The organism is Streptomyces sp. Xyl84, assembly GCF_059731885.1.
The window spans coordinates 2,740,234-2,753,139 of sequence record NZ_AP029182.1 but is presented as its reverse complement, the minus strand read 5'-3'; the positions used below and the strand labels follow the sequence as shown (position 1 = coordinate 2,753,139).

Sequence of the window (12,906 nt, the reverse complement as noted above, 5' to 3'; positions counted from 1 at the left end):
TCGGCGGGGGCTACTGGGCGGCGCCACTCAGTTCCTGGGTGTTCCCCCGGGGCTCCCGCGGTGCCGCCGCCTGCGCGGCGGCGTGCGCGTCCATCCGCTCGGCGGCCAGGATGGCCGCCGCCGTGTCCGCCCGGGAGGCGGCGACGACCAGGGCGCGGCCCGCGAGCGCGTGGGCCCGCCGGTGCAGCGGACCCGGATCGGTGACCGCGGCCACCGAGGTGCGGGCCGGGGCGCGGCCTCCGCGCAGCCGGGTCACCTGGGCGGCGAGCCGTTCGGCCGCCGCGTCCAGGCCGGCCTCCGGGGCCAGGGTGCGCAGCTCGTCCGTGACGGCGAGCAGGGCCGCGAGATGGCCGGCGAGCTGGATGTCCAGCTCCTCCTCGCGGGAGCGGTGGGGGAAGTCGGAGGTGGTGCCGGCCATCGTGCTGTGGACCGACTTGCCGCGGATCGGTTCGTACATGGGACGGCCTCCTGTGCTCTGACAGAAGGCATCCTACATTAGAACGCGTCTAAAGTTGAGCCGGGTCGCGGAACCGGACCACAGGCGCACCGAGCGTGAGGGTCAGACCTGGCTGTAGCCGTCCAGGAAGGTGCCGATCCGGCTCACCGCGTCGCGCAGGTCGCCGGCCGTGGGCAGGGTGACGACCCGGAAGTGGTCGGGCTCGGGCCAGTTGAAGCCCGTACCGTGCACGACCATGATCTTCTCGCGGCGCAGCAGGTCCAGGACCATCCGCCGGTCGTCCTTGATCTTGAAGACCTTGGGGTCCAGGCGCGGGAAGAGGTAGAGCGCCCCCTTGGGCCGTACGCAGGTCACGCCCGGGATCCGGGTGAGCAGTTCGTGGGCGGTGTCCATCTGCTCCTTGAGCCGGCCGCCCGGCAGGACCAGGTCGTTGATGGTCTGCCGCCCGCTGAGGGCCGCCACCACGCCGTGCTGCCCCGGCATGTTCGCGCACAGGCGCATGTTCGCCAGGATGGTCAGGCCCTCGATGTAGGAGTCGGCGTGGGCGCGCGGGCCGGAGACCGCCATCCAGCCGACCCGGTAGCCGGCCACCCGGTACGCCTTGGACATGCCGTTGAAGGTGAGGGTCAGCAGGTCCGGGGCGACGGAGGCCGTCGGGGTGTGGGTGGCGCCGTCGTAGAGGATCTTGTCGTAGATCTCGTCGGAGCAGACCAGCAGGTTGTGCCGGCGGGCGATGTCGGTCAGTCCCTTGAGCACGGCCGGGTCGTAGACCGCCCCGGTCGGGTTGTTCGGGTTGATGATCACGATGGCCTTGGTGCGGTCGGTGACCTTGCGCTCCACGTCGGCGAGGTCGGGCATCCAGTCGGACTGCTCGTCGCAGCGGTAGTGCACGGCGGTGCCGCCGGACAGCGAGACGGCGGCGGTCCACAGCGGGTAGTCCGGCGCCGGGACGAGGACCTCGTCGCCGTCGTCGAGCAGGGCCTGCATGGCCATCACGATCAGCTCGGAGACGCCGTTGCCGATGAAGACGTGCTCGACGTCGGTCTCGATGCCGAGCGTCTGGTTGTGCATGACGACCGCGCGGCGGGCGGCCAGCAGGCCCTTCGCGTCGCCGTAGCCGTGGGCCGTGGAGACGTTGCGGAGGATGTCCTCCAGGATCTCCGGCGGGCATTCGAAGCCGAACGCGGCCGGGTTGCCGGTGTTCAGCTTCAGGATGCGGTGGCCGGCCGCCTCCAGCCGCATCGCCTCCTCGAGCACCGGCCCCCGGATCTCGTAACAGACGTTGGCGAGCTTGGTCGACTGGATCACCTGCATGTATGGGAGCTTACGGCCGGGTAACGCCCGGTGGCTCGTGTTTTCCGCCACTTGAGACGCGCGTCGGGTCCGCGGCCGCGGATCGCGACCGAGGGATGACCCCATGACGGCGGGACGGGTTCTTGTGGGGGCCCGCACGCCGCCATCACAATGCGCATGACAAGACAGGCGACCGGAAGATCTCCGGTCGCTCATGTCCGCAGAGGGGACCCCCACATGAACAAGCCTCTCCTGGCCGCGCTCGCGACCCTGGTGATCACCGGGGCCGGCGTGGCCCCCGCGGCGGCGGCGCAGACCACGAGCGCCGCGCCCGCCCCCGCGAAGGCGGCCCAGAGCCGCGCGCAGGCCACGCCCGGCCGCGCGCAGGCGGCGCCCGCCGCCAAGGCCGTCGACTTCGCCGGCACCGTGGCGCTGAGCAACTGCTCCGGCTCGGTCATCCGCTTCCCCGCCTCCGCGGACAGCGACCCGGCGCTCGTGCTCAGCAACGGTCACTGCCTGGAGACCGGCTTCCCGGCGCCCGGCGAGGTCATCGTCGGCCAGACCTCCAGCCGCTCCTTCGGGCTGCTGAACTCGGCGGGCTCCCAGGTCGCGACGCTGCGCGCCAGCAAGGTCGTCTACTCGACGATGACCGACACCGACGTCACGATCTACCAGCTCACCCGTACCTACGCGCAGATCAGGAGCTCCTACGGGATCAGCCCGCTCACCGTCAGCGACACCCACCCGGTCGCCGGCACCGCCATCAAGGTCGTCTCCGGCTACTGGAAGCGCACCTACAGCTGCAACATCGACGGCTTCGTCTACCGCCTCAAGGAGGGCGGCTGGACCTGGAAGGACTCCGTCCGCTACACCTCCGCCTGCAACACCATCGGCGGCACCTCCGGCTCGCCCGTCATCGACACCGCCACCGGCAAGGTGGTCGCCGTCAACAACACCGGCAACGAGGACGGGGAGCGCTGCACCGAGAACAACCCCTGCGAGGTCGACCAGAGCGGCAACGTCACCGTCCGCCAGGGCATCAACTACGCCGAGGAGACCTACCAGATCCCGGCCTGCTTCACGACCGGCAACCGGCTGGACCTGGACGCGGCCGGCTGCGTCCTGCCCAAGCCTTAGAGCCGCGGACAGAAGCGGGCCCGGGCGGGCGGCGCCCGGCACGCGCCCTCGCCGCCTTGCCGGAAGGCCCTGGCAGCTCCGCTACGAGGGCCTTCCGGCGCCTTGCGACCGCACGCACCGGACACCGCCCGCTGACCGGACCCCGCTGTTGTTCGCAGCTCTCAGCCCCCGGGCGCGGCGGGCGGTCACGCCTCGGTGCGGCGGACCGCCCGCCCCGCCAGGACGTCCGTGCGCCGCCCGTCCTCGATCACGAACCGGCCGTCGATCAGGACGTGCGGGATCCCCGTCGGCAGCGCGCGCGGCTCCTCGAAGGTCGACCCGGCCGCCACCGTGGCCGGGTCGAACAGCACCAGGTCGGCGCGGTGGCCCTCCCGGACGACACCCCGGTCCGCCAGCCGCAGCCGGGCCGCCGGGCGCGAGGTGAGGTGCGCGACGCACTCCTCCAGGGACAGGATCCCCAGCTCCCGTACGTACCGGCCGAGGTACTGCGGGAAGGTGCCGTAGGCGCGCGGGTGCGGCTTGGTGCCCTGGAGGATGCCGTCCGAACCGCCGGTGTGCACCCGGTGGCGCATGATCGCCCGCACGTTCTCCTCGTGGCCGACGTGCTGGAGGATCGTCGTGCCGAGCCGGTCCTCCACCAGGAGGCGGCGGGCGACGCTCCAGCAGCTCTCGCCGCGCCGGGCCGCCGACTGCGCCACCGTGAGCCCGACGTACCCGGCGAGCGCGGGGTCGCTCACCCCGGAGATCTCGATCGTCTCCCACTCCACCGGCACCCCGTGGCAGCCGTCCGCGCCGGTGACCTCCAGGTGGTGGCGGATCCGCTCGGCGGTCGCCGCGTCGGCGAGCCGGCCGAGGATCTTCTCCGGGCCGCCCTCGCTCGCCCAGCTCGGCAGCAGCGCGACCAGGGTGGTGCAGCCCGGCGTGTAGGGATAGGTGTCGAGGGAGATGTCTGCGCCCGCCGCGAGCGCGTCGTCGAGCAGCGCCAGCAGTTCGGGCGCCCGGCCCTTGTTCGGGCCGAAGTTCATCGTGGCGTGCGCCAGGTGCAGCGGGCAGCCGGCCGCCCGGGTCAGGGCCACCATCTCCGCGTACGCCTCCAGCGCGCCCGCGCCGTAACTGCGGTGGTGCGGGCAGTAGTAGCCGCCGTGGCGCGCCACCACCCGGCACAGTTCGGTCAGTTCGGCGTCCTCGGCGTACATGCCGGGCGTGTAGGTGAGACCGGAGGACATGCCGACCGCGCCCTGCTCCAGGCCCTCGGCGACCAGCTGCCGCATCCGGTCCAGCTCCTGGGGGGTGGCCGGGCGGTCCTCCCAGCCGACCGCCAGGGCGCGCACGGTGCCCTGCGGGACCAGGTAGGCCGCGTTGACGGCGATGCCCCGGCCGTCGAAGCCGTGGTCGAGCCGGTCCAGGTACTCGCCCACCGAGCGCCAGGAGAAGTCGATGTCGTCGCCGTGTCCGTTCCACCCGGTGATCGCCCGGCGGACCTCGCCGAGCGTCCGGTCGTCGACCGGGGCGTACGACAGGCCGTCCTGCCCGATCACCTCCAGGGTGACGCCCTGGGCGGCCTTCGCGCTGTGGTCGGGATCGCGCAGCAGGGCCAGGTCGCTGTGGGCGTGCATGTCGATGAAGCCGGGGGAGAGGACCAGCCCCTCGGCGTCCAGCTCGCGCCGGGCCCGGGGCCGCGCGCAGCCGGCCGCCGCGGCCTCCTTGACGATCGACACGATCCGGCCGCCCCTGATCGCCACGTCGGCGCGGTAGGAGGGTGCGCCGGTGCCGTCCACGACGTCCGCGTCCCGGATGACGAGGTCGGTGAGGTCGGCGAGTTCGACCGGATCCATGGGTGGCTCCCTTTCCTGACTCCTCGGAGTCCTAGAAGAACGTACGGATGTAGTCGACGACCGTGCCGTCCGCCTCGGCCACCGGGATCAGCTGCCACTTGTCGAAGGACGTGCACGGGTGGGACAGACCCAGGCCGATCCAGTCGCCGACCGCGAGGTCCGCCTCCGGGTCCGTGCCCAGCCAGGTGTGCTGGTCGGACAGGCCGGTCACGGTGATGCCGGCCGCCGGGCGCTCGGCACTCCCGCGCCGGACCACCTGGGCGAGCGGCAGGTCCAGGTCGTGGGCCGCGTCCCGCTTGCCCGCGTTGGCGAAGGCCTGCCCGCCGTCGGGCCGGGAGACGACCTGGGCCCACAGGCGGAAGGCGGGCTCCAGGGCGCCCTCCTGCGGAACCCGGTTGAACGGGGTGATCTCGCGGTAGTGGCCGTCGTCGTGCGAGACGTAGGCGCCCGAGCGCAGCAGCTTCAGCACCGGCCGGGACAGCCCGGGGATCTCGGCGAACACATCGGCGACCGCGTCGAACCAGGCGCTGCCGCCCGCGCTCACCACGATCTCCTCCGTCCCCGCGAACCGGCCCGCCTCGTCGAACTCCACGGCGAGGCCGACGAGCCGGCGCAGCCACGCCCGCACCCGCTCCGGGTCGGCGCGCGGCACCTCGCCCTCGTACCCGGCGACCCCGGCCAGGCGCAGCGTGTCCGTGGCCGCGACCGCGTCGGCGACCGCCGCGCACTCCGCCGCGGTACGCGCCCCGGTGCGCGCGCCCTCGCCCGCGCCCAGCTCGACCACCACGTCGAGCGGACGCCCGGCGCCGGCCTCGCGCAGCACCGCGTCCATCAGCTCCACACCGCGCACGGAGTCGACGTAGCAGACGAGGCGGAAGGACGGGTCGGCGGCGAGTTCGGCGGCGGTCCAGCGCAGCGCGGCCGGGTCCACCAGCTCGTTGGCCAGGAAGATCCGCCGGAACCCGAAGGCGCGGGCCACCCGCACCTGGTGCGGTACGGCCAGGGTGATGCCCCACGCGCCGTGTTCGAGCTGCCGCTGGAAGAGCCGCGGCGCCATGGACGTCTTGCCGTGCGGGGCGAAGGCGAGGCCGTGCCGGGCCGCGTAGGTCTCCATCAGCTTCAGGTTGTGCTCCAGGCGCTCGGCGGACAGCGCGAGCACGGGCGTGGTGAAGCCGCCGGTGAACAGGTTGCGGCGCTCGGCCGTCAGCTCGCCGACGGTCAGGCCGTCCGCGTCCGGCGGGAGCCCCTTGAACCGGTGGTCGACCCGTTCCTCGGCCAGGCGTGCGAGCGCCTCGGTATCCATGGACCCTCCTGATCAGGTGCGTTGCAAAATGTGCAACGTGCATTGCACGGACCGCTTAATGCTGTCTAACATCTCGGCCACGCGAGGTCAACGAAACGCCCCGCGCCCCGCACCCCCCGCACCGAGGAGCTACGAGCATCGTGACCGCCACCGGACCCCGCAATGGCACCGACGACGTGGACGTCGTCGCGCTCGGCGAGTCCATGGTCACCTTCCTGCCCTCCCGCCCCGGCCGCCTCGCCGACGTCCCCTCCTTCACCCGCGCCATCGGCGGCGCCGAGTCCAACGTGGCGTGCATGCTCGCCGCCGCCGGACACTCCGCCCGCTGGGTGAGCCGGGTCGGCGCCGACGGCTTCGGCGACCACCTGGTCGAGACGATCGGCGCGTACGGCGTCGACGTGACCTCCGTGACACGCGACCCCGACCGCCCCACCGGCATCTACTTCCGCACCGCCGGCGACCGGGCCACCGACGCGCACGAGGTGGCCTACTACCGGGCCGGCTCGGCGGCCTCCGCGATGGCCGCCGGCACCGTGGATGCGGCGGCCCTGCGCGCCTGCCGCGTCCTGCACCTGTCCGGCATCACGGCCGCCCTGTCCGCCGGCTGCCTCGGCCTGCTGCGCGAGCTGACCGCCCCCCGCCCCGGCCGCCCCCTGGTCTCCTTCGACGTCAACTTCCGGCCCGGCCTGTGGCGGGACACCGAAGGACCGCGCGTGCTGCTGGACCTGGCCCGCGGCGCCGACCTCGTCTTCGTCGGCGAGGACGAGGCCGAGGCCGCCTGGGGCGTCACCGGCGGCCCCGGCGCCATCCGCTCCCTGCTGCCCGGACCGGCGGTCCTCGTCGTCAAACAGGGCGCCGAAGGGGCCACCGTCTTCCACCCCGGCGGCAGCACCTCCGTGCCCGCCCTGCGCGTGGACGTCGTCGCGCCCGTCGGCGCCGGGGACGCCTTCGCCGCCGGATTCCTCTCCGCCACCCTGCGCGGCCTGCCCGTACGCGACCGCCTCCGGCACGGCCACCTCATGGCCGCCGCCGCCCTCACCGTCCCCGGCGACCTCGCCGTCCCCGCCGCCCGCGGCCACGCCGACCGGCTGGCCGCCCTGGACGAGGCCGCGTGGGGGAGACTTCGACTCGGCCCCGGCTGGACGCGCACCGCTGAAGGGGCCGAGAAGGAGGTACGTACGCCATGAGCCAGACCGTCGACCGCGCACTGAGCATCCTGCCGCTGCTCGCCGAGGGCCCCGCCGACCTGGGACAGGTCGCCGACCGCCTCGGCGTCCACAAGTCCACCGCGCTCAGGCTGCTGCGCACCCTGCACGAACACGGCCTGGTCTACCGCCAGTCCGACCAGCGCTACCGGCTCGGCGCGCGCCTCTTCGCCCTCGCGCAGGAGGCGGTGGAGAACCTCGACATCCGCGAGATCGCCCACCCCCACCTGCTGCGCCTCAACGAGACCTGCGGCCACACCGTGCACCTCGCCGTCTACGAGGAGAACGAGGTGCTGTACATCGACAAGGTCGACAGCCGCTACCCGGTGCGCATGTACTCCCGGATCGGCAAGCCCGTCGCGATCACCGTCGCGGCGGTGGCCAAACTCCTGCTGGCCGACCTGCCCGAGCCCGAACGGCGCGCGATCGCCGACAAGCTCGACTACCCCCTGTACACGGCCCGTTCGACCCCCAGCGCCGCCGCCTTCCTGAAGGAGCTGGCGACGGTGCGCGAACAGGGCTGGGCCACCGACCTCGGCGGCCACGAGGAGTCCATCAACTGCGTCGCCGCCCCCATCCGCGGCGCCGACGGCCGGGTGGTCGCCGCGATGTCGGTCTCCGCGCCGAACGTCGTCGTCACCGCCGACGAACTCCTCACCCTGCTCCCGCTGGTGCGCCGTACCGCGGACGCCATCAGCGGCGAGTACTCCGGGAGAACCCCCGTACCCACCCCCGCAACCACACCGGACAGGGACACCGCATGACCGAGAAGACCGCGCTCACCCCGAAGACCCACACCGTGCCGCCCGCCAAGTTCTCCCACGGCGTGAAGAAGGGCAACATCCTCCAGGTCGCCGGCCAGGTCGGCTTCCTGCCCCACGAGGAGGGCAAGGCCCCCACGCCCGCCGGCCCCACCCTGCGCGAGCAGACCCTGCAGACCCTCGCCAACGTCAAGGCGATCCTCGAAGAGGGCGGCGCGGGCTGGGACGACGTGATGATGATCCGCGTCTACCTCACCGACGTGGACCACTTCGCCGAGATGAACGAGATCTACAACGCCTACTTCGAGGAGCAGGGCCTCACCCAGCCGCCCGCCGCCCGCACCACGGTCTACGTCGGTCTGCCCGCGGGACTCCTCATCGAGATCGACGCGCTCGCCGTCCTCGGCTGACGCCTCTTCCACCCCCCCTCGCACCACCGCACGTCCCTTCACGGCGCGGCGCCCGTCCCTTCGGGCGCCGCGCCGCGATCCTCCCTGCCCGAAAGCTGTATGTACTTACGCAGAGGACCCCCGTATGTCCCACCCGCTCGCCGCGGCAGCCCCGCAGACACCCCCGCACACCGGCGGCCTGCTCCTCCTCGTCGACGGCACCACCGGCCTGCTGCTGGTGGCCGGGATCGGCATCGCGCTGCTGCTGTTCCTGATCATCAAGGCACGGCTCCAGCCGTTCGTCGCGCTGCTGGCCGTCTCCATAGCCGTCGGCCTGCTGGCCGGCCTCTCGGTCACCGAACTCTTCGGCACCGTCCAGCGCTCGGACGCCGTCTCCACCATCGAGTCCGGGATGGGCGGCATCCTCGGCCACGTCGCCGTCATCATCGGCCTGGGCACCATGCTCGGCGCGATCCTGGAGGTCAGCGGCGGAGCGGAAGTCCTCGCCTCGCGCCTGCTGGGACTCTTCGGCGAAAGACGCGCCCCCCTCGCCATGGGCCTGACCGGCCTCGTCTTCGGCATCCCCGTCTTCTTCGACGTCGGCATCTTCGTCCTGGCGCCGCTCGTCTACGCCGCCGCCAAGCGAGGCGGCAAGTCGGTCGTCCTGTACTGCATGCCGCTGCTGGCGGGCCTGTCCATGACCCACGCCTTCCTGCCGCCGCACCCCGGCCCGGTGGCCGCCGCCGGACTGCTGCACGTGCAGCTCGGCTGGATCATCCTCATGGGCGTCGTCTGCGGCATCCCGGCGGTGCTGGCCGCCTGGGCGTACTCCGCGTGGATCGGCAAGCGCGTCTTCGTCGAGGTGCCGCAGGACATGGCCGAGGCGGCCGAGGAGGCCAAGCGGGCCGTCCTGGCCGAGCAGCGGGCCTCCGGGGTGGAGCCGCGGGAGACGCCGGTGCCCCTCGGCGCGGTCCTCGGCATCATCGGCACCCCGCTGGTCCTGATCCTCGCGGCCACCTTCTCCTCCATCGCCCTCGACCCTCCCCCAAGCTCTTCGGCAGGCTCCGAGCAGGGGGGACCCCCATCCGGCTGGTCGGTGATCGAGTTCTTCGGCCACCCCTTCGTGGCGCTCACCATCGCCCTGGTGCTGGCCTACTACCTGCTGGGCATCCGCCGCGGCTGGTCGCGCAAGTCGCTGGAGACCGTCTCGACCGCCTCGCTGAAGCCGGTCGGCAACATCCTGCTGGTCGTCGGCGCGGGCGGGGTCTTCGGCGCCGTCCTCAAGGCGAGCGGGGTCGCCCAGGCCCTCTCGGACACCTTCAACGGCGTGGGCCTGCCGGTGATCGTGCTGGCGTACCTGATCTCGGTGGTGCTGCGGGTCGCGCAGGGCTCGGCGACGGTGGCCATCGTGACCACGGCGGGCATCGTCGCCCCGCTGCTGTCCGAGGGGCACCACTCCCAGGCCTTCGTGGCGCTGGTCATCATGGCGATCTCCGCCGGTTCGATCTTCGCCTCGCACGTCAACGACGGCGGCTTCTGGATGGTGGCGAAGTACTTCGGCATCAGCGAACGGGACACGCTGAAGACCTGGACGGTCCTGGAGAGCGTGCTGTCGCTCGCGGGCTTCGCGGTGGCTGCGGTGGTGAGCCTGTTCGTGTGAGCGGCGTCCGGGCGCCCGGGGGGTGCCTTGGGCGTCCGGGTGGTGCCCGGGTGGTGCCGGTGCGTCCGGGCGGTGCCTGTTCGGGTGAGCGGGCGCCGGACGGGCGTACGGCCGTCCGTCCCGTCGCGGACCGCCAGTTGTAGGGGTCTGATAACGAAGTAGGGGCTGGCTGTCCCCGGCACAGGATCGTCGACCATACTGCCCGCTGTGGAGCAGCGCATAGGTTCGAGCAGCCAGCCCCTGAAGAGCGAGCCCGTGAAGGGCGCCGGATTCGACCCGGCGTTCGTCCCCGGCCTCACCTCGCCCGCGCCCGCCCGGGACGCGGCGGCGGAGGAGCCGGAGCGGACGCCCGCCGCGGACGGGGCCGCCCCGAAGGCCGCGGCGCCGGTCGAGGACGCCGCCGGGGAGGAGTCCGCCGCCGAGGCCGAGGCCGGCGAGAGGGCCGCCGAGGAGGAGGTCCCCGACGGCCCGGTCTTCGAGGCCGCCGACCGCCGCGCCCGGATCCTCGCGGACCACCGGGGCGTGCGTCTGGCCCTGGACGACCAGGAGTGCGAGTTCCGCTGGGACGAGATCGGTGCCGTGGAGACGGCGACCGCGCGCTTCGGCAAGCGGTTCACCGTCGTCGTCCACACCCCCGACCGCCGCTGGTACCCCATCGAGATCGAGGCCCCGGCCCGGTCCCGCTTCAGCGTGTGGGAGACGGAACTGGACGCGGTGCTGGACGCGTACTTCGAGGACGGCGAGGCGGAGAAGGCCGGGGCGGCGGACGCCGAGGACGGCTCCGGGGCCGACGGCCGGCCGGACGAGGACTGACGGCGGGCTGAGCGGCGGGCGGGTTCGCGGCAGGCCGCCGGGAACCCGCCCGCAGCGCGGCCTCAGCCGAGCGTGAGCCACTTCGGGTCGGTGGCGATGCGTTCCAGCTGCTTCAGGGTGAGCGCCGGCGCCTCCCGTGTGGCCGGGGTGTTCTGCGTCCCGGCGTTGAAGGCGCTGATCACCACGCGGCGGCCGTCCGGACGGATCGTGTCCACGGTCCACATGACGATCCCGTCGATGCCCTTCTCCCCGGGCCGCCGGTGCACGGCGACCTTGGTGCCGTCGGGCAGGATCCGGGCGTCCGGACCGAACAACTGGCCCTCGACGTCGCGCATGTCGGGCTGCACGTTGACCTGGACCATGCTCCGGCCCCGGCCGTCGTCGACGACCACGTACCCGAAGCCCGGGTCCGCCGATCCCTTCCCGACGACCTTCAGGCCGTGCGGCACCATGCGGGCGAGCGTCGCCGAGACCGAGCCGGCGCGGGCGGGCGGCGCGGCGTTCGTCCGGGGATCGACGGGCACGGCAGCGGCGAGGGCGAGCCACTCGCGCGCGCTGACCAGCTTCTTCAACGCCTCGCCGCCGAGCGGCGGTTCCTCGCGGGTGACCGGCGCGTCCTTCTCCGCGGCGGCGTTCCACTCCCGCACGCCGACGTGCACGCCCTGGGGCGTGACGAGGTCGGCGGTCCACAGCCTGGTGCCACCGCGGCGGTTCGGGTACTCGTACCCCTTGAGGATCACGAGCGAGGAGCCGTCGGCCTGCTTCGTGGCGGAGCAGGCGTCGTAGGCGATGAACACCCGGTCGGGGCACTGGGCGTCCTGGCGGGCCTCCTCGGTCCCGGGCTTCAGCCGGGTCAGCGAGACGGAGACGGCGGCCTTGCCCCGCCCGTCGTCGTAGACGACCTGGGCGTAGGGGGCCACGGTGTTCCCGGCGACCGGGGTGTCCGTGCCGCGTCCCTGCTCGCCGCTGAACCGGCCCGCGGGGAGCAGCTTCTTCAGGGTGCGGACGAAGTCGTCGGCGGACACGGAGGCGGCGGCGGTGTCCGTGTGGGTGCGGGCGGAGGGGCGGGAGGCCGCCGCCTCCCGCTGCCGCGGGCCGTCCCCGGGACCGCCCGGCAGGAGCAGGGCGCCGCCCAGCCCGACGAGGGCGACCCCGGCGACCCCGCCCGCGACGGCGGCCCGGCGCCGTGCCCTGAGCCGCCGCCCGCGCGTCTCGCCCCGCGCGACGAGCGAGTCCCGGTCGGTCTCGAACCTTGCGCCCGTGTCCCGCAGGACGTCGGCGAGCTGCCCCTCGAAGGGGTCGTGATCGGGGACGGACATGGCGAACCACCGCTTCCTGCACCGTGATGGACGTGAAGTGACGTGTTGTGAAGTGACGTGATGTGACGCGAGCCGATGTGATGGGTCGTGAGGTGGCGTGGTGGGGGCGTGGGACGACGGGAGGGGGCGTGAGGGGCGTGTCGGGTGAGGGGGCCGGGCGGGGCGCCGGTCAGCGGCCCGCGTGCTCGCTGAGGGAGTCGCCGAGCAGCACGCGCAGCCGGGCCAGCGCGCGCACGCACCGGGTGCGCACGGCGGCGGAGCTGGTCTCCATCACCGTGGCCGTCTCCTCGACGCTGCGGTCCTCCCAGTAGCGCAGGACGACCACGGCCCGGTCCTTGGCGGAGAGCTGCCCGAGGGCTTCCAGCAGGGTCAGCCGCAGCGGCGCGTCACCGCCCGGGTCCGGTCCGGCGATCTCGGGGAGCACGTCGGTGGCGCGTTCCCTGCGGCTGCTGTGCCGGCGCTGGTGCGCGAGGAAGACCCGGGTGAGCACGGTCTGCACGTACCCGGCCGGATTGCCCACGCGCGAGACGCGCTTCCAGCGCACGAACACCCGGCCCAGCGCCTCCTGGACGAGGTCCTCGGCGAGGTGGGTGTCGCCCCCGGTGAGCAGGCAGGCCGACCGGTACAGATGCCCGGCCCGCGCCGCCGCGAACTCCGGGTACCCCTCGTCCCCGGCCTCGTCGCCGCCGCCCCACCGCATACGCCCCCCTGTGGCTCCCGCGCCCTCCTGCGGC

The 12,906-nt window shown here is 73.3% G+C and carries 12 protein-coding genes; 6 read left to right on the top strand and 6 right to left on the bottom strand.

Annotated features, from left to right (window positions below; all coding sequences use genetic code 11):
* Positions 1 to 10 precede the first annotated feature (10 nt).
* Both AC6I72_RS11710 and AC6I72_RS11705 read right to left on the bottom strand, forming a co-directional pair.
* Positions 11 to 457, bottom strand: coding sequence for an SCO4983 family protein (locus tag AC6I72_RS11710; protein WP_498000732.1), 447 nt, complete (start codon positions 455 to 457; stop codon positions 11 to 13).
* A 102-nt stretch (positions 458 to 559) separates the two neighbouring features.
* Positions 560 to 1,771, bottom strand: coding sequence for a pyridoxal phosphate-dependent aminotransferase (locus tag AC6I72_RS11705; protein ID WP_498000731.1), 1,212 nt, complete (start codon positions 1,769 to 1,771; stop codon positions 560 to 562).
* 216 nt (positions 1,772 to 1,987) lie between these two features.
* On the opposite strand from AC6I72_RS11705, the gene AC6I72_RS11700 reads away from it, so the two are divergent.
* The gene (locus AC6I72_RS11700; RefSeq protein WP_498000730.1) at positions 1,988 to 2,887 is read left to right on the top strand and encodes a S1 family peptidase; all 900 of its coding nucleotides are present in this window, start codon (positions 1,988 to 1,990) and stop codon (positions 2,885 to 2,887) included.
* A 185-nt stretch (positions 2,888 to 3,072) separates the two neighbouring features.
* Here AC6I72_RS11700 and AC6I72_RS11695 read toward each other — a convergent pair whose 3' ends face one another.
* Both AC6I72_RS11695 and AC6I72_RS11690 read right to left on the bottom strand, forming a co-directional pair.
* Positions 3,073 to 4,722 carry an N-acyl-D-amino-acid deacylase family protein gene (locus AC6I72_RS11695; protein WP_498000729.1) on the bottom strand — a complete coding sequence of 550 codons (1,650 nt, stop codon included), beginning with the start codon at positions 4,720 to 4,722 and terminating at the stop codon, positions 3,073 to 3,075.
* Positions 4,723 to 4,753: 31 nt separating this feature from the next.
* Complete coding sequence (locus tag AC6I72_RS11690; RefSeq protein WP_498000728.1) at positions 4,754 to 6,025, bottom strand: amino acid deaminase; 1,272 nt, start codon at positions 6,023 to 6,025, stop codon at positions 4,754 to 4,756.
* A gap of 140 nt (positions 6,026 to 6,165) precedes the next feature.
* On the opposite strand from AC6I72_RS11690, the gene AC6I72_RS11685 reads away from it, so the two are divergent.
* The 5 genes from AC6I72_RS11685 (at position 6,166) to AC6I72_RS11665 (ending at position 10,853) form a co-directional block, all read left to right on the top strand.
* Complete coding sequence (locus tag AC6I72_RS11685) at positions 6,166 to 7,212, top strand: sugar kinase (protein WP_498000727.1); 1,047 nt, start codon at positions 6,166 to 6,168, stop codon at positions 7,210 to 7,212.
* Complete coding sequence (locus AC6I72_RS11680) at positions 7,209 to 7,994, top strand: IclR family transcriptional regulator (protein ID WP_037861334.1); 786 nt, start codon at positions 7,209 to 7,211, stop codon at positions 7,992 to 7,994. The genes AC6I72_RS11685 and AC6I72_RS11680 overlap by 4 nt, the downstream gene beginning before the upstream one ends.
* Positions 7,991 to 8,401, top strand: coding sequence for a RidA family protein (locus AC6I72_RS11675; protein WP_498000726.1), 411 nt, complete (start codon positions 7,991 to 7,993; stop codon positions 8,399 to 8,401). The genes AC6I72_RS11680 and AC6I72_RS11675 overlap by 4 nt, the downstream gene beginning before the upstream one ends.
* Before the next feature lie 124 nt (positions 8,402 to 8,525).
* Positions 8,526 to 10,040, top strand: a complete 1,515-nt coding sequence (locus tag AC6I72_RS11670; protein WP_498000725.1) for a GntP family permease — start codon at positions 8,526 to 8,528, stop codon at positions 10,038 to 10,040.
* 207 nt (positions 10,041 to 10,247) lie between these two features.
* Positions 10,248 to 10,853 (top strand): hypothetical protein, encoded by a 606-nt coding sequence (locus tag AC6I72_RS11665; RefSeq protein WP_498000724.1) that lies wholly within the window; start codon positions 10,248 to 10,250, stop codon positions 10,851 to 10,853.
* 62 nt (positions 10,854 to 10,915) lie between these two features.
* Here the strand turns inward: AC6I72_RS11665 and AC6I72_RS11660 are convergent, their stop codons facing one another.
* Positions 10,916 to 12,172, bottom strand: coding sequence for a hypothetical protein (locus tag AC6I72_RS11660; RefSeq protein ID WP_498000723.1), 1,257 nt, complete (start codon positions 12,170 to 12,172; stop codon positions 10,916 to 10,918).
* A gap of 169 nt (positions 12,173 to 12,341) precedes the next feature.
* Positions 12,342 to 12,872: a SigE family RNA polymerase sigma factor gene (locus tag AC6I72_RS11655; protein ID WP_498000722.1), complete on the bottom strand. Its 531-nt coding sequence runs from the start codon at positions 12,870 to 12,872 to the stop codon at positions 12,342 to 12,344.
* Positions 12,873 to 12,906 lie beyond the last annotated feature (34 nt).

What these genes read in the sequence shown, in the direction of transcription:
- AC6I72_RS11660 (WP_498000723.1), bottom strand. Translation starts at nt 12,172, where the DNA reads ATGTCCGTCCCCGATCACGACCCCTTCGAGGGGCAGCTCGCCGACGTC.
- AC6I72_RS11670 (WP_498000725.1), top strand. Translation starts at nt 8,526, where the DNA reads ATGTCCCACCCGCTCGCCGCGGCAGCCCCGCAGACACCCCCGCACACC.
- AC6I72_RS11700 (WP_498000730.1), top strand. Translation starts at nt 1,988, where the DNA reads ATGAACAAGCCTCTCCTGGCCGCGCTCGCGACCCTGGTGATCACCGGG.
- AC6I72_RS11680 (WP_037861334.1), top strand. Translation starts at nt 7,209, where the DNA reads ATGAGCCAGACCGTCGACCGCGCACTGAGCATCCTGCCGCTGCTCGCC.
- AC6I72_RS11690 (WP_498000728.1), bottom strand. Translation starts at nt 6,025, where the DNA reads ATGGATACCGAGGCGCTCGCACGCCTGGCCGAGGAACGGGTCGACCAC.
- AC6I72_RS11655 (WP_498000722.1), bottom strand. Translation starts at nt 12,872, where the DNA reads ATGCGGTGGGGCGGCGGCGACGAGGCCGGGGACGAGGGGTACCCGGAG.
- AC6I72_RS11705 (WP_498000731.1), bottom strand. Translation starts at nt 1,771, where the DNA reads ATGCAGGTGATCCAGTCGACCAAGCTCGCCAACGTCTGTTACGAGATC.
- AC6I72_RS11710 (WP_498000732.1), bottom strand. Translation starts at nt 457, where the DNA reads ATGTACGAACCGATCCGCGGCAAGTCGGTCCACAGCACGATGGCCGGC.
- AC6I72_RS11695 (WP_498000729.1), bottom strand. Translation starts at nt 4,722, where the DNA reads ATGGATCCGGTCGAACTCGCCGACCTCACCGACCTCGTCATCCGGGAC.
- AC6I72_RS11675 (WP_498000726.1), top strand. Translation starts at nt 7,991, where the DNA reads ATGACCGAGAAGACCGCGCTCACCCCGAAGACCCACACCGTGCCGCCC.